The 20,614-nt window shown below is 37.5% G+C and carries 19 protein-coding genes; 5 read left to right on the top strand and 14 right to left on the bottom strand.

The window, feature by feature from the left end; translation table 11 throughout:
- Positions 1 to 103 precede the first annotated feature (103 nt).
- Entirely contained in the window at positions 104 to 1,432 is a 1,329-nt protein-coding gene (locus ACUNWD_RS07665) for a DEAD/DEAH box helicase (protein ID WP_445587206.1), read from the top strand.
- A gap of 81 nt (positions 1,433 to 1,513) precedes the next feature.
- On the opposite strand, the gene ACUNWD_RS07660 is transcribed toward ACUNWD_RS07665, so the two are convergent.
- From ACUNWD_RS07660 to ACUNWD_RS07625, 8 genes are all read right to left on the bottom strand, one after another.
- Positions 1,514 to 3,307, bottom strand: coding sequence for a histidine kinase N-terminal 7TM domain-containing protein (locus ACUNWD_RS07660; protein WP_445587205.1), 1,794 nt, complete (start codon positions 3,305 to 3,307; stop codon positions 1,514 to 1,516).
- Between the two features lie 31 nt (positions 3,308 to 3,338).
- On the bottom strand, positions 3,339 to 3,902 hold the full coding sequence (locus ACUNWD_RS07655) for a manganese efflux pump MntP (RefSeq protein WP_445587204.1): 564 nt from the start codon (positions 3,900 to 3,902) through the stop codon (positions 3,339 to 3,341).
- A 35-nt stretch (positions 3,903 to 3,937) separates the two neighbouring features.
- Entirely contained in the window at positions 3,938 to 5,278 is a 1,341-nt protein-coding gene (locus ACUNWD_RS07650; RefSeq protein WP_445587203.1) for a 1-acyl-sn-glycerol-3-phosphate acyltransferase, read from the bottom strand.
- A 1-nt stretch (position 5,279) separates the two neighbouring features.
- The gene (locus ACUNWD_RS07645; RefSeq protein ID WP_445587202.1) at positions 5,280 to 6,224 is read right to left on the bottom strand and encodes a bile acid:sodium symporter family protein; all 945 of its coding nucleotides are present in this window, start codon (positions 6,222 to 6,224) and stop codon (positions 5,280 to 5,282) included.
- Between the two features lie 102 nt (positions 6,225 to 6,326).
- On the bottom strand, positions 6,327 to 7,487 hold the full coding sequence (locus tag ACUNWD_RS07640) for an alkaline phosphatase (protein ID WP_445587201.1): 1,161 nt from the start codon (positions 7,485 to 7,487) through the stop codon (positions 6,327 to 6,329).
- Between the two features lie 195 nt (positions 7,488 to 7,682).
- Complete coding sequence (locus ACUNWD_RS07635) at positions 7,683 to 8,354, bottom strand: AlbA family DNA-binding domain-containing protein (RefSeq protein WP_445587200.1); 672 nt, start codon at positions 8,352 to 8,354, stop codon at positions 7,683 to 7,685.
- 46 nt (positions 8,355 to 8,400) lie between these two features.
- On the bottom strand, positions 8,401 to 9,282 hold the full coding sequence (locus ACUNWD_RS07630; RefSeq protein ID WP_445587199.1) for a VIT1/CCC1 transporter family protein: 882 nt from the start codon (positions 9,280 to 9,282) through the stop codon (positions 8,401 to 8,403).
- Position 9,283: 1 nt separating this feature from the next.
- Positions 9,284 to 9,736, bottom strand: a complete 453-nt coding sequence (locus tag ACUNWD_RS07625) for a GNAT family N-acetyltransferase (RefSeq protein ID WP_445587198.1) — start codon at positions 9,734 to 9,736, stop codon at positions 9,284 to 9,286.
- Between the two features lie 69 nt (positions 9,737 to 9,805).
- Between ACUNWD_RS07625 and yjjX the strand changes: the two genes are divergently transcribed.
- On the top strand, positions 9,806 to 10,336 hold the full coding sequence (yjjX, locus tag ACUNWD_RS07620) for an inosine/xanthosine triphosphatase (RefSeq protein ID WP_445587197.1): 531 nt from the start codon (positions 9,806 to 9,808) through the stop codon (positions 10,334 to 10,336).
- Here the strand turns inward: yjjX and ACUNWD_RS07615 are convergent.
- From ACUNWD_RS07615 to miaB, 4 genes are all read right to left on the bottom strand, one after another.
- Entirely contained in the window at positions 10,284 to 13,133 is a 2,850-nt protein-coding gene (locus ACUNWD_RS07615; protein WP_445587196.1) for a PAS domain S-box protein, read from the bottom strand. The genes yjjX and ACUNWD_RS07615 overlap by 53 nt on opposite strands.
- Positions 13,134 to 13,291: 158 nt before the next feature.
- Positions 13,292 to 13,597, bottom strand: coding sequence for a NifB/NifX family molybdenum-iron cluster-binding protein (locus ACUNWD_RS07610; protein WP_445587195.1), 306 nt, complete (start codon positions 13,595 to 13,597; stop codon positions 13,292 to 13,294).
- A gap of 10 nt (positions 13,598 to 13,607) precedes the next feature.
- Positions 13,608 to 13,976, bottom strand: coding sequence for a carboxymuconolactone decarboxylase family protein (locus tag ACUNWD_RS07605; protein WP_445587194.1), 369 nt, complete (start codon positions 13,974 to 13,976; stop codon positions 13,608 to 13,610).
- Positions 13,973 to 15,313 (bottom strand): tRNA (N6-isopentenyl adenosine(37)-C2)-methylthiotransferase MiaB, encoded by a 1,341-nt coding sequence (gene miaB, locus ACUNWD_RS07600; protein WP_445587193.1) that lies wholly within the window; start codon positions 15,311 to 15,313, stop codon positions 13,973 to 13,975. The genes ACUNWD_RS07605 and miaB overlap by 4 nt, the downstream gene beginning before the upstream one ends.
- 213 nt (positions 15,314 to 15,526) lie before the next feature.
- Here miaB and ACUNWD_RS07595 point away from each other — a divergent pair, with 213 nt between their 5' ends.
- A complete protein-coding gene (locus ACUNWD_RS07595; protein ID WP_445587192.1) occupies positions 15,527 to 15,994 on the top strand; it encodes an SPOR domain-containing protein in 468 nt (155 codons plus the stop codon).
- Positions 15,987 to 17,885, top strand: a complete 1,899-nt coding sequence (locus ACUNWD_RS07590; RefSeq protein WP_445587191.1) for an amidophosphoribosyltransferase — start codon at positions 15,987 to 15,989, stop codon at positions 17,883 to 17,885. The genes ACUNWD_RS07595 and ACUNWD_RS07590 overlap by 8 nt, the downstream gene beginning before the upstream one ends.
- Before the next feature lie 80 nt (positions 17,886 to 17,965).
- Here ACUNWD_RS07590 and ACUNWD_RS07585 read toward each other — a convergent pair whose 3' ends face one another.
- Together ACUNWD_RS07585 and ACUNWD_RS07580 are read right to left on the bottom strand one after the other, a co-directional pair.
- On the bottom strand, positions 17,966 to 18,922 hold the full coding sequence (locus tag ACUNWD_RS07585; RefSeq protein ID WP_445587190.1) for a GNAT family N-acetyltransferase: 957 nt from the start codon (positions 18,920 to 18,922) through the stop codon (positions 17,966 to 17,968).
- A gap of 82 nt (positions 18,923 to 19,004) precedes the next feature.
- Positions 19,005 to 19,841 carry a 1-acyl-sn-glycerol-3-phosphate acyltransferase gene (locus ACUNWD_RS07580; protein WP_445587189.1) on the bottom strand — a complete coding sequence of 279 codons (837 nt, stop codon included), beginning with the start codon at positions 19,839 to 19,841 and terminating at the stop codon, positions 19,005 to 19,007.
- Positions 19,842 to 20,157: 316 nt separating this feature from the next.
- Here ACUNWD_RS07580 and ACUNWD_RS07575 point away from each other — a divergent pair, with 316 nt between their 5' ends.
- Positions 20,158 to 20,613: a division/cell wall cluster transcriptional repressor MraZ gene (locus tag ACUNWD_RS07575; RefSeq protein WP_445587188.1), complete on the top strand. Its 456-nt coding sequence runs from the start codon at positions 20,158 to 20,160 to the stop codon at positions 20,611 to 20,613.
- The last annotated feature ends 1 nt before the right edge of the window (position 20,614 follow it).

The following is a 20,614-nucleotide window of genomic DNA, read 5'->3' as shown; positions in this document are numbered from 1 at the left end:
CTGCCGGGCTGGCAGTAGCTTGATTCAGTGTCTAAATTCCAACAATCCGGCATTGGTTTAACCTGTTTCCATCTTCCAACTTAAGAATGTATCTTTGCAGGCTATGACAACATTCGAAGAATTAAAGGTAAACAAGTCAATATTGAAAGGGTTGGATGAACTTGGGTTTGTAGAACCAACTCCCATTCAGGAAAAGGCAATTCCAGTGATCCGTTCAGGCGTTGATGTGCTGGGAATTGCACAAACAGGAACTGGTAAAACAGCTGCATACTTGCTTCCAATTTTTATGAAATTGGTAAAAGCAGAAGGCGAAGATCCCCGTGCATTAATTTTAGTGCCAACCCGTGAATTGTCGATTCAGGTGGGAGAGGACATTGCTGAATTAACTCAATACAGCAACATTCGTCATGCGGCAATTTATGGTGGAATTGGCTGGACAAAGCATGCTGACCTTGTTGAACCCGGAATTGATATTTTGGTAGCCACACCTGGCCGTTTGTTTGATTTGTATAGGAATGGTGTTTTGTCGTTGAAAAAGATTAAAACGCTTGTGATTGATGAAGCAGACAGAATGCTCGATATGGGATTTATGCCACAAATTAGGCAATTGCTGGAGATCATTCCGGTGAAACGTCAGAATTTGCTGTTCTCAGCTACCTTTAACGAGAATGTTGAAGAAATGAGTCATGAGTTTCTGGACTTTCCGGAGCGCATTGAAATTGCTCCTTCTGCAACACCAGCCGAATTGGTGCAGCAATCGTATTATAAAGTACCGAATTCACGAACCAAGTTGAACCTGATTCGCTATTTATTGCAGGATGAGCAGACGTTTTCGAGGGTGATTATCTTTGTAAGTACCAAGGAAAATGTGGAGTCTGTTTTTAAAATTATCAAGCGAAAAACAGAGGGTGAAAAACGAATCATGCATTCCAATAAAGGCCAAAATTCCAGGGTAAATGCAATAAACGCCTTTAAGGATGGAGAGGTGCGGATATTAATTACCACCGATGTTTCTGCCCGTGGAATTGATGTGAGCATGGTTAGTCATGTTATAAATTTTGATTTGCCACAACGATACGATGATTATGTGCATCGAATTGGCAGGACAGCAAGGGCAAACAATACCGGCGAGGCAATCACCTTGATTGATCCTTCTGAAGAATACCATCTTCGTAAAATAGAAGAGGTTATTCGGATGGAAATTACTGAGATGGAAATCCCAGAAGATGTTGAGGTGATGGAAACCAGCAAAGATGAGCGGCAAAGACAATTAAGGGAAATTGATCGCCAGAAAAAATTGGAGTATCCGGATTTTAAGGGGGCTTTTCATGTGAAGAAGCGAAACTTTTCGAACAAAACAAGCACGAAGCCCAGCAATCCGCCAAAGCATGCAGCCAAACAGAAAAAGCATCGAAAGGGCAGGAGACGTTAATTTTTATTCAAAGATAGTTTGTTTTTGCTAAGCCTATTGTTGGTTTAAATAAGTATGAGTTGACAGAAAAATAGTGGAACACTATTCAATGGATGAAGGTAGAACGAAATAGAAAAGAGAACCTTCTCCATTCACGGCATTGCTGAGCACACCAACTTCGCCGCCAAGTTTTTCAATAATTCTCTTTACAATTGAAAGACCCAAACCATTTCCTTCAGCGCGAGAAGGATCCAATCTTGAGAATTTCAGAAATAATTGTTTCTGTTCTTCTTTACTAAGTCCTTTTCCGTTATCCTTGATCCAGAAACGAACTTGTCGCTGAAGAGGGAGTTGATCAGCACCCATTTCCAATATTGGAGGATTGCCTCCATACTTTATGGCATTACTGATGTAATTAACCCAAACTTCTTCAATCCAGGGAGCATAGCCTAAAGCCGTCGGCCAGCTTTTGGGTGTTTTTATTAGTACATCGTTTGACTCGATCATGTCTTTTAATCGCTTGATACTTTCAGTAACAACCGAAGCCATATCAACCTCTGTACATTTGACGTCTTGTTGCCTTACACTGGCAAGGGTTAAAAGTTCTTTGGTAACATGCAAGGTTTTATTCGCGGATAGCTGAATGAGCTCATTGATTTCGCGCATTCCTTCCTCATTTTTATGCTCAATCTCCATTTCCATCATATCGGTGCAGGTTACAATAGCACCAATCATGTTTTTCAGGTCATGAGCAACGGTGTGCGCAAAAGCATCCAAATCGGCAATCAATCGTTCCTTCTCACTAATTTCAGATAGCAATCGTTGATTGGCAATTTTTGTTTCCTGCTCGTTGCGGGAGCGCTCAGTAATATCTCGAAATACCACAAGCCTTCCGGAATAGAGTTTTCGTTTATCATACAAACAGGAAATGCGAATGTCAAATGAATATTTTTGGTTGTTTAGTTCGGAGGAAACCTCCAACTGCTCAATATCCCTGTTTGAGGCTAATTGATCAATCAGACTCTTCATCTTTGGAAATGCTTCCGAAAGTTTTTTCCCCAGAATATGTTTTGAATCTTCTCCGGTTATATTGAGAAATGCAGGATTAACATCCGCAATACGTCCAAGCTTGTCAACCACAATCACGGCATCTTGCATGATGTCTATTAATTTATTCCGTGCAAAAGGAACCAGGTTGAAAATGCCATATCTTATATTAATGTACGCCAGTAAAATTCCTGAGAATAAGAAGAAAACTGGTGTCCAGTCAAAACCAGCCACTGGGTTTACATTAAATAGGTACATCACATTTCCGGCCACAGGAAGAAAACAAGCCAATACTAAAATCACAAGCTGAGATTGGAAGTATTCAGGGAAACGAAGTAGAAGCTGCATGATATTTACCACGCTTATTAACAATAGGGAATAGGTGAAGATAAAGAGCATCCAAAATGAAATGCCGTAGGTGTATATCGTTGTGTTGTGTTCTGGATTTATTTTAGCTGATATCCAGTGTAAATGGTGCCAATCATTCGTAAAAACAATTGCAATAAATATTAATGGAATGATGACTAAAATAGCTTTTAATTGTTTTGTGAGTAAATTCTCTTTGGAAGAGAAACTTAGCGCAAAAAGTAAAAAACTCACTGGAGTAAATGCAATTCCCAAATAGGAAAATTTGGACCAAAATAACTTTAATTCGATGGTAGTTGCTGAAAATTCCAATGCATAGAACAGAGCCCATAGTGCAGTGAAAAATTGAAGAAACGATAAGTAAAGTACTCCCGGATTTTTACGGTATTGAAATAAATATAGACAAATTAACAGTCCAACTATCCCTGTTGATATCAACAACAAGGTTAAAGGGGTAATGAGATATGATCCAATTTCAAACATAATTTCTTACTTATAAAAATAGAGAAAGAAATTATACTAATTCTAAATGTTCGAGTAAAATTTTCAATCCAAGGCAAATTAGTATGAGTCCACCGGCAATTTCGGCGTATTTGTTGACCCTTGGTCCGGTCTTTTTACCGATGAGAACCCCTGTCATAGAGGCCAAAAAAGTAACCATGCCGATAATAAATATTGCGATTAGAATTTTTTCCAAAAAGACAGACATGCTAAATCCAACTGCCAAAGCATCAATGCTCGTTGCAATTCCGAGAACAATAGCGACTGGCAGTTTTAAGGGATCTTTAATTTCCTTGGTTTCCTTGGTTCCTAAATTTTCAATGATCATTTTTCCACCGATTAATGAAAGAATACCAAAAGCAATCCAATGATCGACAGGCTCAATTAATTGGCGGACACTGCTTTCAAGCAGCCATCCAATTAAAGGCATTAATGCTTGAATAATTGCCAGGATGATAGCAAGTTTGGCAGCTTGAAAGAAACGTATATGTGGAATATTTAATCCACTAATGACCGAAACAGCAAAGGAGTCAAATGATAATCCGAGTGCAAGAATGAAAGCTGTTATATAATTCATCGGTCAAGATTTGAAGCGACAAAGCTATAAAAAAATCAATCAAAGACATATGCGGATGAAAGATGAATGCAATTCTTTCTGGAATTTTTGATTTCCAGATAGGTTCCTTTATTCTTTGTTCTTAGCAATCGGAATCGTGTGATTTGTATGATTTCTTTCCAAAGTTCCAGGATGTAAAATGATAGCTTGCCTACAAATAGGATGATGAAAATGGAGGAAAGTGAAATCAATATATTATTGGTTAGTGTCCACATGACGATAGTCGTGGCCACAAGAAAAATAAAATGAGTAATTAATCCTGCCACAAATTGGAATGTACTGTAAAAAGTGTCATCCTTAACTTTGCGTTGAATATACCAGCGCGGTAACCAGAATGGTATTAGGAATAAAACATTTCCCAATATTAATACAGGCGTTAGTGTAATAGCCAAAATCGTTTTTAGTGTAAAGCTACTTCCTATGTGTGTTTCATTTTTAACCGTTTCATCTTTTAAATGATACTCATCAAGTTTTTCTCGATAACCGTCAACAGTTTGATGCAGTGCAACGAAACTTTCCGGATTTTCTTTCTCTTTACGATCAAGCTGATCCATTAATTTTCTGTCGGAATAAAAGCGATTAACTATTTTATTTTTATCTGTGTTATTTATTTCTACATATTCTTCCCCCCAGATTTCCCTTAGCAATTCATAATTCTCATAATGATTTTTGCTGGGGATATCTAGTATTAGTTTCTGTAAGTTCGAAACAATGTCCTGGCGCAAAGTCAGGGCTGCTTTGTAATCATTTTCTTCGTATTCTTTTTTATAATCTGAAAGCTTAATTGGCTCACCGTAATTAATTAAAATGCTCCGGTTAAAATGCCAGTAATGGCTGTAATAAACTCCAACAGGTAATACTTTCAAATTAAGATTGAAATTATGTTTTGCTTCCGCCAGAAATGCAATTCGGGGAACAGCTTTTTTATGAGCGAGCATATGTCTTCTTCCTGAATGTGCAGCTTCTGGAAAGAGGCCAACTGCTTTGTTATTTTCCAATACCTTAATTGCTGTATCGAAAATATCCTCATTTTTACCAAGATTATCTTTTCCATCACGGATTCTGTATATCGGTAAAATCTTGAGAAATTTTAAAATAGAGACAACAAATTTTGAATTGAATATGTCGGCTCTTGCCAGCCAAACAGGTTGTGTTTTATTCGTGCATAAAATGGCCAATGGATCCATCAGTGCATTTTGATGGTTTGGCGCGAAAATTATCGGGGAGCCGTATGGGATATTCTTTTTCCCAATCACTGTGATTTTTCGATGACTCAGCCACATGGCAAATTGAACCACCACTTTTAGAACTGCATATCCCAATGACCATTTTTCCATATTAGGCCAGTATCGTTTTTCTGGACCATACAGAGGCCATAGCCAGTCCACTTATGATGTGCCATATTCCCCACCATGCCGCAATGATGGTCATTCCGCCAAGCTCAAGTTCCGGTGGAAATATTTTGGGATTGAACATGAGGGCCAATGCTAATCCAGAGTTTTGAATTCCTGTTTCTATTGTAATTGTTCGTCGATCAATGCGTGGGCGTTTCAATAAAGAGCTAAAGGCAAAGCCAGTAGTTAAAGCCAATGCATTGTGAAGAAGAACGATAAAGAAAACCAGGTGAATGTATTTAATGAAATGGTCAAAGTTTGCTGATAACATTGCAACAACCATGATTACAAAAAACAAAACAGATCCGGTTTTTATTGGTTTTTTGATTATTTCGGTCGTTCTCGGAAATTTCTTTGAAAATAACAATCCAATGATAACGGGTAATCCCAAAAGAATGAAAACTGTTTCAAACATCTGAAGTTTGTCTATTTCCAATGGTCGAAGCAGTTCCTGAGCTGCTGAAGCGTTATAATATTTGATATAAAAATCACCCCAAATAGCAAAGTTTAATGGTGTCATAAAAATGGCACTTAAGGTAGCAAAGGCAGTTAAACTAACAGATAGCGCAGCATTTGCTTTGGCCATCGAACTCATGAAGTTGGAAATATTTCCTCCGGGACACGAAGCTACCAAGATCATTCCTAGCGCGACAGTGGGAGTGGGGTTAATAATAATTGCCAAAATAAAAGTCAGGAATGGAAGTAAAAGAAACTGAGAGATAATTCCGGTTATCGCGGATTTTGGTTTTTGGATTACAGACTTAAAATCCTCCATCTGAATGTCAAGTGCTACACCAAACATGATAAATGCCAACGCAATGTTTAGAAATAACAATCCTGATTGGGAAAAATTTAGTCGGACGTGATCCAATATCTCCAGCGAATTCATAAGCACCAGTTTATACAAAGGGTTAAAAATAAAAAACTATTGAAAGAAACAGGCTTACTTTCAATAGTTTTTAATGTGTTATAGAAATGACAGGTGAATATCTTATTTAGGCATACTGAACCCAAATAGCTCCATCATCTTTTTAGGAATATCAGTATTTTCCATAATTCCGGTGAAATTCTCAGCACCAGGGCCATAGGCAAAAACAGGCACCATAATACCAGTATGACCACCAGTGGTGAAACCTCCTTTAAAATCGCCTGTAGATAAATTACCACCTGAAACTGAAAGTCCGCCAGTTTCATGATCTGCAGTAACTACTATAAGCGTATTGCCATCTTTGGCTGCAAATTCCAGCGCTTTGCCAATACTTTGGTCAAAGTCAAGCATTTCTTCAACAATATAAATTGCATCATTTTGATGGCCACCCCAATCAATTTGAGAGCCTTCAACCATTAAAAAGAAACCTTTATTGTTCTTGCTTAATAAATTAATAGCCGTTTCTGTAGCTACTGGCAGCATATCGCCCCTTTCATCATATCGGGGGTTGTGTTCGTCTGCGGTTAAGCCTGCAAGTTTCCCTGATTTAACCTTGGCAATTTCATCAATATCCTGTAGTACCTGGTAGCCTTTCTTTTTTAATTCGACGGTTAAATCCTTACCGTCTTTTCGTTGTGTGAAATGCTTATAACCACCACCAATAAATAAATCAATATCAGTTTGCAGGAAGTCAGCTGCAATCGCTTCATACATATTTCTGCTAGGTTGATGAGCAATAAACGAGGCGGGTGTTGCATGCGTAATTGCCGATGTTGAAACCAGTCCTGTTGATTTATTATTTTCTTCAGCAAGTTCTAATATTGTTTTTACATCCAGTGTGTCCGGGTTCACTCCAATTGCGCCGTTATAGGTTTTTATACCTGCAGATAGAGCAGTTCCTCCGGCAGCAGAGTCTGTGATGTAATTGTCTGAAGAATAGGTTTTAGAGAAACCTACGTTTTTGAAATTGCTCAGAAATAAGTTTCCATGATTTGCTGTTAATCCAGCATATATCTGAGAAGTACCCATTCCGTCACCAATCATCAGGATGATGTTTTTCGGCTTCTTTGATTTAAACTTTTGCGTGTATGTTTTTACCTGGTAGGCATCCTGTCCATGATAAATCTTTACTGAGTCCTCTTTGGATATTGCTTTATAATTTTCTTGAGCCATTAGAGGAAAGGCTGCAAAAGCTGCAATTGCAAAAAATACTATTCGTTTCATCTGTTTAAAATTTTTTGATTTCTGAATGTTCAAAAAATTTGAAGACATTCAGGAACTCACATAAATTTTAATCATTCTTGTTTGTGAATTTAGAATGAAGAAAATTCATGTTCGTTTCATTCTTTTCTTTTTATTGATCTCATAAAACTAATTATAAAATCAGGAGTTGGTTTAGATAATATATTAATTTATTGGTTAAGGTAAATTTTGTTTCTTTTCCCATTCTTCACGATTAAATTGATCAGCAAGTTTATACTTGATTTTTTTATCGGCATGTTGTAGATCAAGAATCCCCAGAACAATAAAATCTGAAATAATCTGACCAGCATCTTTCAATGTAATATGTACTTTTCGCGAGAACGCAGATAAACTGATTGACTCATTTTTCTCCAAATAGTCGAGTAGGAATTTTTCATTTTTTGAGTATTGAATGAAGATTCCTTTTTTGCTGTTTTGTTTTCGCCAAACATCAATTAAAACCTTATTCGCTAAACGATTTTCATCATGCTGACGAAAGTAGGCGAGCCATTTTCCGTCCTCATCCTTTGCAAAATGCGGTTTATTTTGACTTGGATCAATGGTGACTTCCAGAACTGTTTTCCCATCGACAAGATGTTGCTTCACATCGAAATTAATTTCGGGCTTACTATATATTTTTGCAGCTGCTTCAATCATGTAATATTCTTCTTCCGATCTAACGCCTGCAATGTTTCCATTGTCTTTAACCCCAATTAAAAGTCTGCCTCCATCGGTGTTGGCAAAGGCCACCAATGAGCGGGCAATCTTTTTAGAATCATTAATACAATATTTAAAATCCTGCCCTTGATGCTCTCCTTCAAGGATTAATTTGGATAAATAATAACTCACAACAATTCAATCTTCTATCAGAGAACGTTTGTCTCTTTCGTTTGTTTTAAATTTCGATTCCAAATAACACACGAACCAGGTATCCTAAGCCGAATGATAATAGTCCCACAACCGTGCTGAGTATGACCATCTCGAGGAAACGTTTTCGAAAAGGTTGATCATTCGCAACCGATATGTAGTAGCTGTATAGAAAGACAACAAATACCGAGTCGACAACCGCAACAGCAAGTGCCATAAATGGGGACGCAAAAATAAGGAAAGGTGCAACCAAAAATACCACCGCAAATAGATAGGCAATACCAGTGAAAATTGCAGGTTTTATTGCTCCTTCAGCGTTACCCTCCGATTTGTGGGAAAGATATTCTGACGAAGACATGGATAAAGCTCCGGCAATTCCAGCTATTATTCCCGCCAATGCGACCAACTTGGTGTTTTGAAGAGCAAAAGTAAGACCAGCCAAGGTTCCCAATATTTCAACAAGTGCATCATTCAACCCCAGAACAATCGAACCAATATGCTCCAGCTTATCTTCCTTGATCATTTTAATTAACTCTTTCTCGTGGTCGTTTTCATCCTTGCTGACTCCGACGGCTTCTGGTATTTCTTTTGCTAATTGATCGTAGTTAATTTGAGCACTTTCTTCGCCACGTTCCATTAATTTAATCCCGAACGTGATTCCAAAAATCCGGGCAATCCAATAATACTTCCAAATATCCCATTTGCTTGGATTTACCTCACGACCTGTATAATTCATCCATATCTTATAATGTCTGAGCTCGTCTTCTGCAATATTATTTAGCACATCAGAATTATGAGTGTTTTTAATTCTTCTGGCGAGTCTTTTGTAAATATGATATTCAGTTACTTCGTTTCGCTGAGCAATTATCAGTTGCTTGCGAGCTTCTGGAGATATTGGCTTACGTTGCATATTATTCATTTTTTAACCATTCATATAATTGGTAATGATCGGCATCCATTCCCATTTTTTGATAAACCTGATGCGCATCAGTATTACTTTTATCAGCATATAAACGAATACCTTTTAGATTAGGGTGGTTATCAACAAGGTCGCGGATATGCATGTACATATTGCGATAAATTCCCTTTTGACGAAAATCTTTCAAAACAAAAACAGATTGAATCCATAATATCGTTCCATCTCGCCAATCGCTCCATTCAAACGTAGTTAACAAGGACGCGACAACTTTCCCATTAATTTCGGCTACGTAATATTTACCTTTGGTTGAATCTTTAAAAACGGCATGAACTCCATTGGTGATGATATCTGTATCCAATTCAATGTTTTCAGTTTCCAATGCCATTTTTTGTTGAAAATCAATAATATCTGGTGCATCTTGCGGGATGGCTTCTCGAATAATCATACTTGTAAATTTGATTGTTAAAAATAGTAAAACTAGCTTTAAAGTCTCAATACCCCTAAAATACTTTTTATGAAAATTGCTGTTGCATCGAAAAACCCGGTTAAGCTAAATGCTGTAGAGTATGGCTTTGAAGCTTGTATGAAAAAGCATGTAGAAGTTATTGGATTCAATGTAGAGTCTGGTGTGCCAGATCAGCCATTATCTGATGAGGAAACTTTAACGGGAGCTCTGAATCGAGTTGAAAACGTCATGAACAAGAATGGTGACGCTGATTTTTTTGTTGGAGTTGAAGGTGGTGTTCATTTTGAAGAAAATGATTTATTTGCATTTGCCTGGATAGTTATTTCAGATGGTAAAAATATCTCGAAAGCGCGAACTGGGAGTTTTTTATTGCCACCAGAAATTGGAAGGCTGATAAAAGAAGGCATGGAACTTGGAGATGCTGATGATCGAGTATTCAACCAAACAAACTCGAAACAGCAAAATGGTGCTATTGGGTTGCTGACCGATGACATTGTTACCAGGGAAATATTATACCATCAGGCTGTTATTTTAGCACTAGCTCCATTTCTGAACCGTCGATTGTATTTTCAAGATTAGCATCAACTGGAGGATTCAGTTTTTCATCAATCATTTTAATGAATAATTCTTCAATAATTGGTTTTGTGATATAGCCATCACAACCTTCTTCCATGTATTTTTTTCGGTCGTTTTCGAGCGCAAAGGCTGTTTGTGCAAGAATGGGTATTGCATTGTATTGCTTTCGAATATAGGGTATCAAATCAGTTCCAATTCCATCTGGCAGCCGGATATCCAGTAGAACCAAGTCAATTGCATAATTTTGTTTTAAGAATTGGTGTGTTTCTTCACAGCTGGAAGAACGTAAAATACGTACCTCTGTTTGTTTTAGTACTTCCCGCAAGAATAAGAAGTTAGAATCGTCGTCTTCAATAATCAGGATGGACCTACCTTTCCATTTGATGGTTTTGTTTTTGACAGGAGCGGCTTGAATTTCGGTCTTAGTTTGAACTGGAAGGTATGGTAATGTGAAGTAAAATTTAGAATACTCATTTTTTTGAGATTCTACCCAAATGTCTCCACCCATAAGTTCCACCAATCTTTTAGATATTGACAAGCCAAGTCCTGTACCACCAAATTTCCTTGTCAGTGTTTCATCGGCCTGGCGAAAATGCTCGAAAATCATTTTCTGCTGTTCAGCCCGGATCCCTATTCCCGTGTCATGAACGCAAAATTGCAGGAAGTTTCCTTGCAAAGTATATCCAACTCGAATTTCGCCTTCATCAGTAAACTTAATTGCATTATTCAACAAGTTGATAAGCACTTGGCGTAATCTTACTTTATCCGTTCTAATCAACGGATTTATGTTGTTAGTGTTAGTGTTGTCAACGGTTATCTGAATATTTTTGCTTTTTAATAATGTATTCTCAGAGTCGTTGAGTTTAATTACTTCAAAAATTAAATCATTGATATTGACATCGCTTTTAAGCAGGCTAATCTGGTTAGCTTCTAATTTAGAAATGTCAATAATGTCTGAGATTAGAGTCATCAGGTGATTAAAGTTGCTGTCTATCAGCTCGAAAAATTCTTCTTTGGTCTCATCATCTAATTCGTCATCGCGCAATAGGCCTAAAAAACCCATAATGCCATTAATCGGAGTCCTTATTTCGTGACTCATATTCGAAAGGAAGGATGATTTTAATCGGTCACTTTCCTCCGCTTTTTCTTTTGCCTGGATGAGTTCTTGTTCTGATCGGTTACGCTCAATGATTTTCCACACTGTATTCATTAATAACTGAATTTGGTGGATGTCATTTTCGGTGAAATCGTCCTGTTTATTGGCTAAACTTACGAGGGAAACAATCTCTTTATTCCAAAAAATAGGTACGCTTATGTAATTTTCAATAGCTGGGTGTCCTTCAGGGAGTTTTTTTGCCTGGTGTTTCTTTTGTCCGTAACTATTGAAAATGATAGGTTCACGTTTGCGAATAGCCTCAGCCCATATCCCCGCGTCATCAAGGTGATGTTTGGTTTTCTTTTCTCTAATAGTGCATTCTTCGGTAACCGATTTTGACCAACTATTGAGGTTGAAGGTCATATTTTTCTCGTTGTAGTGATATAGAAAACCGATTTTGCTTTGAGTGAACTTCAGCGCTTCTTCCAAAGCATGATCTAAAATCTCAAACTGGCTAAGATGATCCATTTGCGTAATGTTGAGCAAACTTTTCAGTCGCTCTTCACTTTGTTTAATTTTAGCATCTGCAGTTTTTAATTTTGTAATGTCTTTTGTAGTAACCAGTACTCCCTGGGGTTTACCTTCTGTGTCTGTTATTTTGGAAAACGTTGTAATTACATTCCTTTTTTTAGAATTAATAAGGTGTTCGTCTTCATAATCAAGCGACGTTGAGCTCTGAGAAATTTCCTTCAACCGTTGTTTGAATTTATGATACAGCTTTTCGTCTAAGACTTCACGGATGTGCTTACCTGCAAAATCTTCTGGTTTGCCACCAAGATAGAGGGCAAACAATCTATTCATAAATACAATTTTCCCTTTGGGAGTGAAATATGAAATGTAGATATCTGCTTTATCCTGTACCAGGTTGTATCTTTCTTCACTTATTTTTAATGCATCAAGTGCTTCTTTTTTGTCACTTACATCTCTTGATTGAGAAACGTATCCGGTAATTTCGCCCTTATTGTTCCGAAGTGGAGTAATGGCCATTTCAACCCATCCTGTTGTCTTGTCCTTTTTTACAACCTGATAATTGCCTGTGATTTTTCCCAGTGTTTTGTCGGTTGCATAAAGAGACCTTACTTTTAAATAACTCTCGGGAGTGAGTACATCACCCATTCCGAGTTGTAAAAACTCTTCTACTGTATAACCAACAATTGTTTTAACAGATGGACTCGCGTATGTAAACTGTAGATTTCCATCAACCAATGCAATTACATCAGAGGAGTTCTCTGCAACAAGTTTGTATTTTTCTTCAGTATCCTTTAATGTGATTAAAGCTTTAGTTTCTTCAGTTACGTCGTGCAGAAATTCAACGAAGTGAGTTGGTGTTTCATTTTCATCCCGAACGAGATGCATCTTCATTTTGAAATAGCGATCTTTCAAATGGACTGGTGTATCTACCGGGCAGGAATGAAAACTTGAACGGCAGTCTTCTTTCGGACAAAACAAACAGGGATCCTGACTATTATATAATAATTGATGACACTTCCCACAAGAAGAATCACAATGATTAACCCCTAAAAAGTCTTTTGCTTTTTTATTTAGGTTCTCAATAGTATAATCAGGATTAATGACAAAAATCAAATCATCCAGAGCATCAAATACTTCAACCCAGGCAAATTCTCTCCCGGTATTTTTTTCCATTCCAGCGTCAGTTGTTAATGTTTTTGTCCTTTTTGTAATCGAAAGCGCAACCGGGCAGAAAGATAATCATTTATTGATTATTTCCGACTTTTGTATAACATTTATGTCAATTTTTGCTAGGACAGATGTCAGAATGTGAAGAAAATCGCAAGAAAAGTTTAAAAGATCTTTTTTATAATTCCCTGAATACTAATTCGATCTTCATTCAGCATGATGGTTTGAATTTGATGCTGGTCAAGTGATTTCTTTGCCTTGGGACCAATTTCTCCGGTTATTATTTTATTCACATTTTTATCATGAAGTAGTTTAACGACTCTCGGCGCAACATCATGTTCTTCTTCAAAATATGGATTGTCGATGAAAGTAATATCTTTTCCATCATAAAGGGCGAAGTATGGAGCTCTTCCAAATCGAAGGTCCATTAAGGCATTTTTGCGTTTTCCGGTAACACTTATGGCGATCATATTTTGTGTATTAATTTGTATGAGTATTTACCCCGTATTTTTCGTTGAGCGCTTCCCAATATTCAACTGCCCGGCGGGTATGGGGTATAACAATTGTACCGCCAACAAGGTTTGCAATTCCGAAAACTTCAAATATCTCGTCATTGCTAATGCCTTCTTCGTGACACTTTTTCAAATGGTATTTTATGCAATCATCACATCTCAAGACCATTGAAGAAACAAGACCCAGCATTTCTTTTGTTTTTACAGAAAGTGCACCTTCCTGATAAGCAAGGGTATCAACGCTGTAAATTCGTTTCATTACTTTGTTGTCTGCTCCCAATATCTTCTCATTCATTCGTGAGCGGTAATCCTGAAATTCTTCAATAAGTTTACTCATGATGTTTGATTTACAACTTTACCAATTAATGTTGTTTGTGTGCATTTTTCAATTTCCACCGTAACGTAGTCCCCTTTTATATACCCGTTGTTTGGAAATATTACAACTTTATTTTGAGAGCTTCGGCCGAAAAATTCTTCCGGATTCTTTTTCGATGGTCCCTCAACAAGAACATGAAATTTTTTCCCAATGTCAGCTCGGTTGCTTTCCATGGAAAGTCTGTTTTGTAAATCAATAATTTCGTTGAGCCGACGGGTTTTTATTTCTTCGGGAATATCATCTTCCAAATGTTTAAAGGCATACGTCCCCGGGCGTTCCGAGTATTTAAACATGAATGACATGTCGAATTTTGCCCATTCCATCATCGTCAAAGTTTCTTGGTGATCCTCTTCTGTTTCAGTGCAAAAACCGGAAAACACATCAGTAGAAAGCCCACAATCCGGAATGATTTCCCGAATTGCCTTGATGCGATCCATGTACCATTCCCGATCATATTTTCGATTCATTAATTTAAGAATTCGTGAACTTCCAGATTGCATAGGAAGATGAATGTGGCTGCAGATATTTGGATAGGCAGCAATCATTTTCAATACCTTGTCAGACATGTCTTTGGGGTGGGAAGTTGTAAAGCGAATACGAACATCTGGTGCTTCTTTGGCAACAATCTCCAACAAATCCCAAAAACGAGTTGGTTTGCGTTCTCCCTCAGGAAGCCACTTGTATGAGTTCACATTTTGTCCAAGTAAGGTGATTTCTTTGTATCCTTTTTGCTGAAGATCAATTACTTCGTTGAGTATATCTTTAGGGGCGCGACTTCTTTCTCTTCCTCTGGTGTACGGAACAATGCAGTAGGTGCAAAAATTATTACAACCACGGGTAATACTTATAAAACCAGATAGCGTTTTGTCTCCAATTCGTACCGGAGTAATTTTATCATAGGTTTCATTTGTCGAAAGCTCCACATTGATAGCTTCGCCATTTTCACAAGCCTTATCAATTAAAAAGGGAAGGTCACGATAAGCGTCCGGGCCTGCAACAAGGTCAACAGCATCATGTTCTAAAAATTTTTCACCAACACGTTCAGCCATGCATCCAAGAATACCAACTACCAGCTTTTTATTTTTCTTTTTAAATCCTTTTAAATGATTTAATCTTCCCCAAATGCGTTGTTCTGCATTGTCCCGAACCGAGCAGGTATTAATAAAGATGGCATCTGCTTCTTCTGCCGTTTCACAAATACTATATTTTCTGTCTTGAAGAATGGCTGCGACCACTTCGCTGTCGGCAACATTCATCTGACATCCATATGTTTCAATAAATAGTTTCTTCTCTCTCATCAGTCTCGAAATAAGCTTGCAAATTTATTGATTTTGACCGGATTTGGAAGCGCCAAATTAAAACAAAACCTTTATTCGGTTGGTTTGGCAATAATCAAAGCCATTAAAATGTTTAATCAATGTAAAGTTTTGTGTTTTTAACGGGTCGTTGAAAACTTACTTGATCGAATTAAATCATTTAGCATTATATTTGCACTTTTAAAGGAAATAGGTATGAAATATTTTGTCCTTGGGATTATTCTCCTTTTTACTTTGAGCTCGACTGCTCAGGAGCAATCATACGAATCCTTAACACCCCAAAGTCAATCCCCGAAAATTTCACAAGCAATACAGGTTCAGCAAGATGCGCGAATTGATAGTCTTTTGAAGACTCATATCGACATGAATAAACGGTTGAATGGAACGGACGGTTTTCGATTGGAGATCTTTTTTGAGTCTGGTATTGGAGCTCGTGAAAAGGCGTTAGTGACTAAAACTGATTTTTTAAGAAAATATCAGGATGTTACCGCGTATATAACTTTTTTGAGTCCTAACTTTAAGGTTCGTGTTGGGGATTTTAGAACAAAAAATGAAGCTTTAAAATTAAAAGCAAGAATAAAAAGAGATTATCCAAATGCTTTCATAGTGAAAGACATTATTCAATTTCCTGAATTAAATACCGAAAGAACAAGCAATGAGTGAATTGATTAAACACGAGTGTGGAATTGCATTAATTCGATTGAGAAAACCATTAAATTATTATCAGGGGAAATATGGTACCTGGCAATATGGATTAAATAAGCTTTACCTGTTGATGGAAAAGCAACATAACCGAGGGCAGGATGGTGCCGGTGTGGTTAGTGTAAAGCTGGATTTGAAACCAGGGCAAGAGTATATTAGCAGATATCGTTCTGTAGAGCAAAATCCAATTAAGGATGTTTTTGACAAGGTGAGTAAAGGAGTTCGTAAGGCGATTAAATCAGGAAAAGATATAAGTGATCTTGAATGGGTCTACAAAAACCTTCCATATGCAGGGGAACTTTATTTGGGACATTTAAGATATGGTACATTTGGACGTAATAGTATTGATTTTGTTCATCCGGTTCTTCGTACCAATAATTGGAAATCCAGAACCTTGGTTTTGGCTGGTAATTTCAATATGACGAACACGGATGAGTTGTTTCAGCGGTTGATTGATCTTGGTCAGCATCCAAAGAATTACACTGATACTGTTACAGTTCTTGAAAAAGTTGGTCACTTTTTGGATGAAGAAAACCAGGCTCGCTTTCGTCAATATAAAAATGAAGGTTACTCGAACAGGGAAATATCGCCTTTGATTGAGGATAATTTGGATGTTCAGAGCATTGTTGAAAGTGCCAGTAAAGATTGGGATGGTGGTTATGCGATGGCCGGACTGATTGGACATGGTGACGCTTTTGTTACAAGGGATCCTTGGGGGATTCGTCCAGCGCATTATTACTATGATGATGAAATTGTGGTGGTTGCATCGGAGCGTCCGGTTATTCAGACAGTGATGAATGTGAAATACGAGGATGTGAAGGAGGTAAAACCAGGAGAAGCACTTATTGTGAAGAGAAATGGAGATGTTTCTACGCAAATTGTTCGGGTGCCGCACAAACGTAAATCATGTTCGTTCGAAAGAATTTATTTCTCACGAGGAAGTGATAAGCAAATTTATCATGAACGTAAAGAGTTGGGAAGATTGCTTGCACCAACAATTTTGGGGGCAATTGACTACGATATTGAAAATACAGTTTTCTCATATATTCCAAATACTTCTGAAACAGCTTTCTATGGTTTGATGAAAGGGGTTGATCAACATATGATTGACTGGAAGAAAGAGCAAATCAAAGGTAGGGCAGGCCAGTTGTCAGAGGAGGAGTTGGGAGCAATTATTTCACGTGAGCCTCGAATTGAAAAGATTGCTATTAAGGATGTTAAGCTGCGAACCTTTATTGCAGATGATGCCAGTAGGGATGACTTGGTTGCGCACGTATATGATGTTACCTATGGTGTGTTGAAAGAAAATGAAGATACCTTGGTGATCATCGATGATTCAATTGTTAGGGGAACAACATTGAAAAGAAGCATTCTGAAGATTCTTGATCGGTTGAATCCTAAAAAGATTATTGTTGTTTCTTCTGCTCCTCAGATTCGTTATCCGGATTGTTATGGTATCGACATGGCGGTGCTGGATAAATTCATTGCGTTTAATGCAGCTATTGATTTACTGAAGGATCATGGCAAGGAGAGTGTTATTGATGAAGTTTATGAGAAATGTAAAGCTCAGCAGAATCTGCCTAAAGAAGAGATAGTTAATTACGTAAAAGATATTTATCGCCAATTTACAGCAGAAGAAATTTCTGCAAAAATTGCAGAATTATTGAGGCCGGAAGATTGTAAAGCTGAAGTTGAAATTATTTATCAGAGCACAGAAAACTTGCACAAGGCTTGTCCAAATGATTTGGGTGATTGGTATTTTACCGGGGACTATCCAACTCCTGGTGGAAATAAGGTTGTGAATACTTCCTTCATTAATTTCGTAGAGCAAATTGACGGAAGGGCTTATTAGATACTGTTATAGGCACTATATATAAATGAAAAAAAGCAGGCTTAAAACCTGCTTTTTTTCATTTATAATTGTAATTGTCTTTATTCTACTTCTGGGAATTCGTCGCTTTTACCCTTAATATAGGTTTCAATGTGACGATCTTTTTTTGCCTCGTAAATATCTTTGATTGTTAAAATGATTCCGGTTTCTTCTACTTCTCCAAATCGATCATTGAGAACTGTGCCAAAAGTTTTCATCGAAGGACTCAGATTCATATAGGCATTAATTAGTGGGGGAATGTTTTCCCCATGTTCTCTGACCTGTTGAGTTAGTATTTTATAGTCCTCTTTGTAGGAGCCGCCATTAAAAATCTTCTCGAGTTCTTCAGTGTCCATGTGAAGTTCCATCGGCTTTTTAGGAGAAACTAAATTGCTTTTGTCCCGGAAGTATTTTAAAAAGAAAAATTGAATCAGATTTCTCGCTTCCGTGTGGAAGTGAGTGTACATAGTCACTTTTCCGAAAAAGTACTTCATTTCGGGGTGATCTACAATTAAAGCACCTAGTCCGTCCCATAAATTATCTAGTGCAAAAAGTGCTTTAGCACCAGCTTTGCTAGATTGGTAGGCCGGTTGAACAAATGAACGACCAAGCTCCAATGTGTATGGAAGGTAATCAGTTTTAAATTCTTCTGAAAAGTGGAATAACCTTGATGTGGCAAGTTGAACTTCACCATTTTCATCTACAGGCAGATCTGTGCACATGATGTATCGGTAACCACCCAGGATCTCTTGAGAATCAGGATCCCAAACAATTAGTTGTTTGTATGGATTTTCCTGAGTGTCATATTGGTCGATATCAATGTCTTTGCCTGTACCTCCTCCGGCATCTCTAAATGTAATCTCACGCAGGCGGCCTATTTCATGCATGATATTTGGAGAGTCGTGATGTGTAATCACGTAAATCTCATTAGCACCTTTGTTCGTTTTCCGTAAGAGCTTATCAGCTGTCAGTTCAGCTAGAACAGCTTCTTTGGGAGCAGGTGCAACTATATCCTTCATACTTAGTCTGCTTAATTTTAATGAGCTACAAAACTAAAAAAAATTATTTAGAATCAATTTTCATGAAACGTAAAATTCATCGCTACTTTTTTTCAGGCAGCGCATATAGGATCTTTCGTACTTCATCCGCCCATTCTTTCTGGGTTTTTGATTTGTCAAGTTTCTTATACGAGATTGGCTTGCCAAAAGTGATAGTAAAATTACTACCACGGTGTCTAAAGCTTTCATCAGCAAGAAAGAACATTTCTAGGTTCCATTTTAATCCTATTGCTTTTCGGAAGTTCGCAAGTCTGTAAAAGAACTTGGAGTTTTGTCCACTTACGTGGACGGGAATAATATCTCGTTCATATTGAACCGCTTTTTGTATGAAATGTTTTTTCCAATCTAGATCGGTGATCTTACCTTTTATTTTTCGGGAAGCATATCCCGATGGAAAGATTAAAATTTGTACATCAGAGTTGTATTGTTCATGAACTACCTTCGCAAAATCACGGCCATGGCTCCCATGTTTGTTTATAGGTACAAAAACACTGCCTAGCTGAGGGATGTTCATTAATACATCGTTAACAAGAAACCTGACTTCGCCAAGAACTTTATTGACATTGCTCATGAGTAATAAGCCGTCAAATCCACCCAGTGGATGGTTTGCTGCGAAAATATACCGTCCTTCAGAGGGCAGGTTTTCCAGTCCATTGACCTGCTGTGTTACACCAAAATAATCAACAACACTATGCACAAATTCAATCCCATCCTGTTCCCCGTAAAGGTCTATGATTTCGTTGACTTCTTTGATGTGCATAATTCGATTGAGGTAGCGGAAGACAAAACCAGGCATAAATTTTGCTAGTCTTGGAGCTTTTTCCGTAAAAACCTCACGCATATCAATACGCTTGATTTTGTTTGATGAGTTTTTGTCCATTTTTTCTCGAATACTTGTTTTGCAAGGCGAAAATTATAAAAAAATAGTTCTCGATAATCTTTTGTGACTAGCTTATTCAAAACTAAAATTGACTAATTAGATTTATTAACGGTTGTTTGTAATAATTGTTGACAAGTCAACGTTCAGTTAATCAGTGCAAAGAGTGATGTTGTTAACAGTGATGATTGCGATATTAACAAGAAATAAACAGGTCTTATTTTTGATATTGGTGACTTAATGTGACTTAATGTGACTTAAAGTGGAATTTTGTAGAAGAAATCACTATTTTTACGATTGAATTAAAGGCAATTGACAAATGGATTTTTCAGCAGAAAAAAACGCAACAATCGACGAAAAAGGTCGAGTCGTATTGCCTGCCGATTATAAAAACGAGATGGGAGGCAGGATTCCCGGTGGCCAATTGGCTATCGAGCTGGATCCGTATGAGAAATGTCTGAATGTTTATCCAGTTGAAAACTGGGAGAAAAGATTAGCATCCCTGAAGTCAAAGTTGAATCGGAATAATCGTCAGCAAAGCCGTTTGCTTGATATGATTTACCGGAGCTTTAAAATTATCAACGTTCCGGAGAATTGCAGAATGAACCTGCCAAATAATTTCATGGAGAAGAAAAATATTTCCAAAGATGTAGTTTTTGTTGGTCAGGGCGACCGAATCCGTCTTTGGGATGTTGGCGAGTACGAAGCTTATCTCGGAGAGATGGGCGATTACGGAGAAATGTTTTCAGAGACTTTTGGTGATATAGAAGAATAGC

It is taken from the genome of Sunxiuqinia sp. A32, from assembly GCF_052690465.1.
Note: the sequence above shows the minus strand (reverse complement) of the source record. Positions and strands in the feature narration are given on the sequence as shown.

Excerpts from the sequence above, each read along its gene's own strand:
- ACUNWD_RS07665 (WP_445587206.1), top strand. The coding sequence starts at position 104 with ATGACAACATTCGAAGAATTAAAGGTAAACAAGTCAATATTGAAAGGG.
- ACUNWD_RS07660 (WP_445587205.1), bottom strand. The coding sequence starts at position 3,307 with ATGTTTGAAATTGGATCATATCTCATTACCCCTTTAACCTTGTTGTTG.
- ACUNWD_RS07655 (WP_445587204.1), bottom strand. The coding sequence starts at position 3,902 with ATGAATTATATAACAGCTTTCATTCTTGCACTCGGATTATCATTTGAC.
- ACUNWD_RS07650 (WP_445587203.1), bottom strand. The coding sequence starts at position 5,278 with ATGGAAAAATGGTCATTGGGATATGCAGTTCTAAAAGTGGTGGTTCAA.
- ACUNWD_RS07645 (WP_445587202.1), bottom strand. The coding sequence starts at position 6,224 with ATGAATTCGCTGGAGATATTGGATCACGTCCGACTAAATTTTTCCCAA.
- ACUNWD_RS07640 (WP_445587201.1), bottom strand. The coding sequence starts at position 7,487 with ATGAAACGAATAGTATTTTTTGCAATTGCAGCTTTTGCAGCCTTTCCT.
- ACUNWD_RS07630 (WP_445587199.1), bottom strand. The coding sequence starts at position 9,282 with ATGCAACGTAAGCCAATATCTCCAGAAGCTCGCAAGCAACTGATAATT.
- ACUNWD_RS07625 (WP_445587198.1), bottom strand. The coding sequence starts at position 9,736 with ATGATTATTCGAGAAGCCATCCCGCAAGATGCACCAGATATTATTGAT.
- yjjX (WP_445587197.1), top strand. The coding sequence starts at position 9,806 with ATGAAAATTGCTGTTGCATCGAAAAACCCGGTTAAGCTAAATGCTGTA.
- ACUNWD_RS07615 (WP_445587196.1), bottom strand. The coding sequence starts at position 13,133 with ATGGAAAAAAATACCGGGAGAGAATTTGCCTGGGTTGAAGTATTTGAT.
- ACUNWD_RS07610 (WP_445587195.1), bottom strand. The coding sequence starts at position 13,597 with ATGATCGCCATAAGTGTTACCGGAAAACGCAAAAATGCCTTAATGGAC.
- ACUNWD_RS07605 (WP_445587194.1), bottom strand. The coding sequence starts at position 13,976 with ATGAGTAAACTTATTGAAGAATTTCAGGATTACCGCTCACGAATGAAT.
- miaB (WP_445587193.1), bottom strand. The coding sequence starts at position 15,313 with ATGAGAGAGAAGAAACTATTTATTGAAACATATGGATGTCAGATGAAT.
- ACUNWD_RS07595 (WP_445587192.1), top strand. The coding sequence starts at position 15,527 with ATGAAATATTTTGTCCTTGGGATTATTCTCCTTTTTACTTTGAGCTCG.
- ACUNWD_RS07590 (WP_445587191.1), top strand. The coding sequence starts at position 15,987 with ATGAGTGAATTGATTAAACACGAGTGTGGAATTGCATTAATTCGATTG.
- ACUNWD_RS07585 (WP_445587190.1), bottom strand. The coding sequence starts at position 18,922 with ATGAAGGATATAGTTGCACCTGCTCCCAAAGAAGCTGTTCTAGCTGAA.
- ACUNWD_RS07580 (WP_445587189.1), bottom strand. The coding sequence starts at position 19,841 with ATGGACAAAAACTCATCAAACAAAATCAAGCGTATTGATATGCGTGAG.
- ACUNWD_RS07575 (WP_445587188.1), top strand. The coding sequence starts at position 20,158 with ATGGATTTTTCAGCAGAAAAAAACGCAACAATCGACGAAAAAGGTCGA.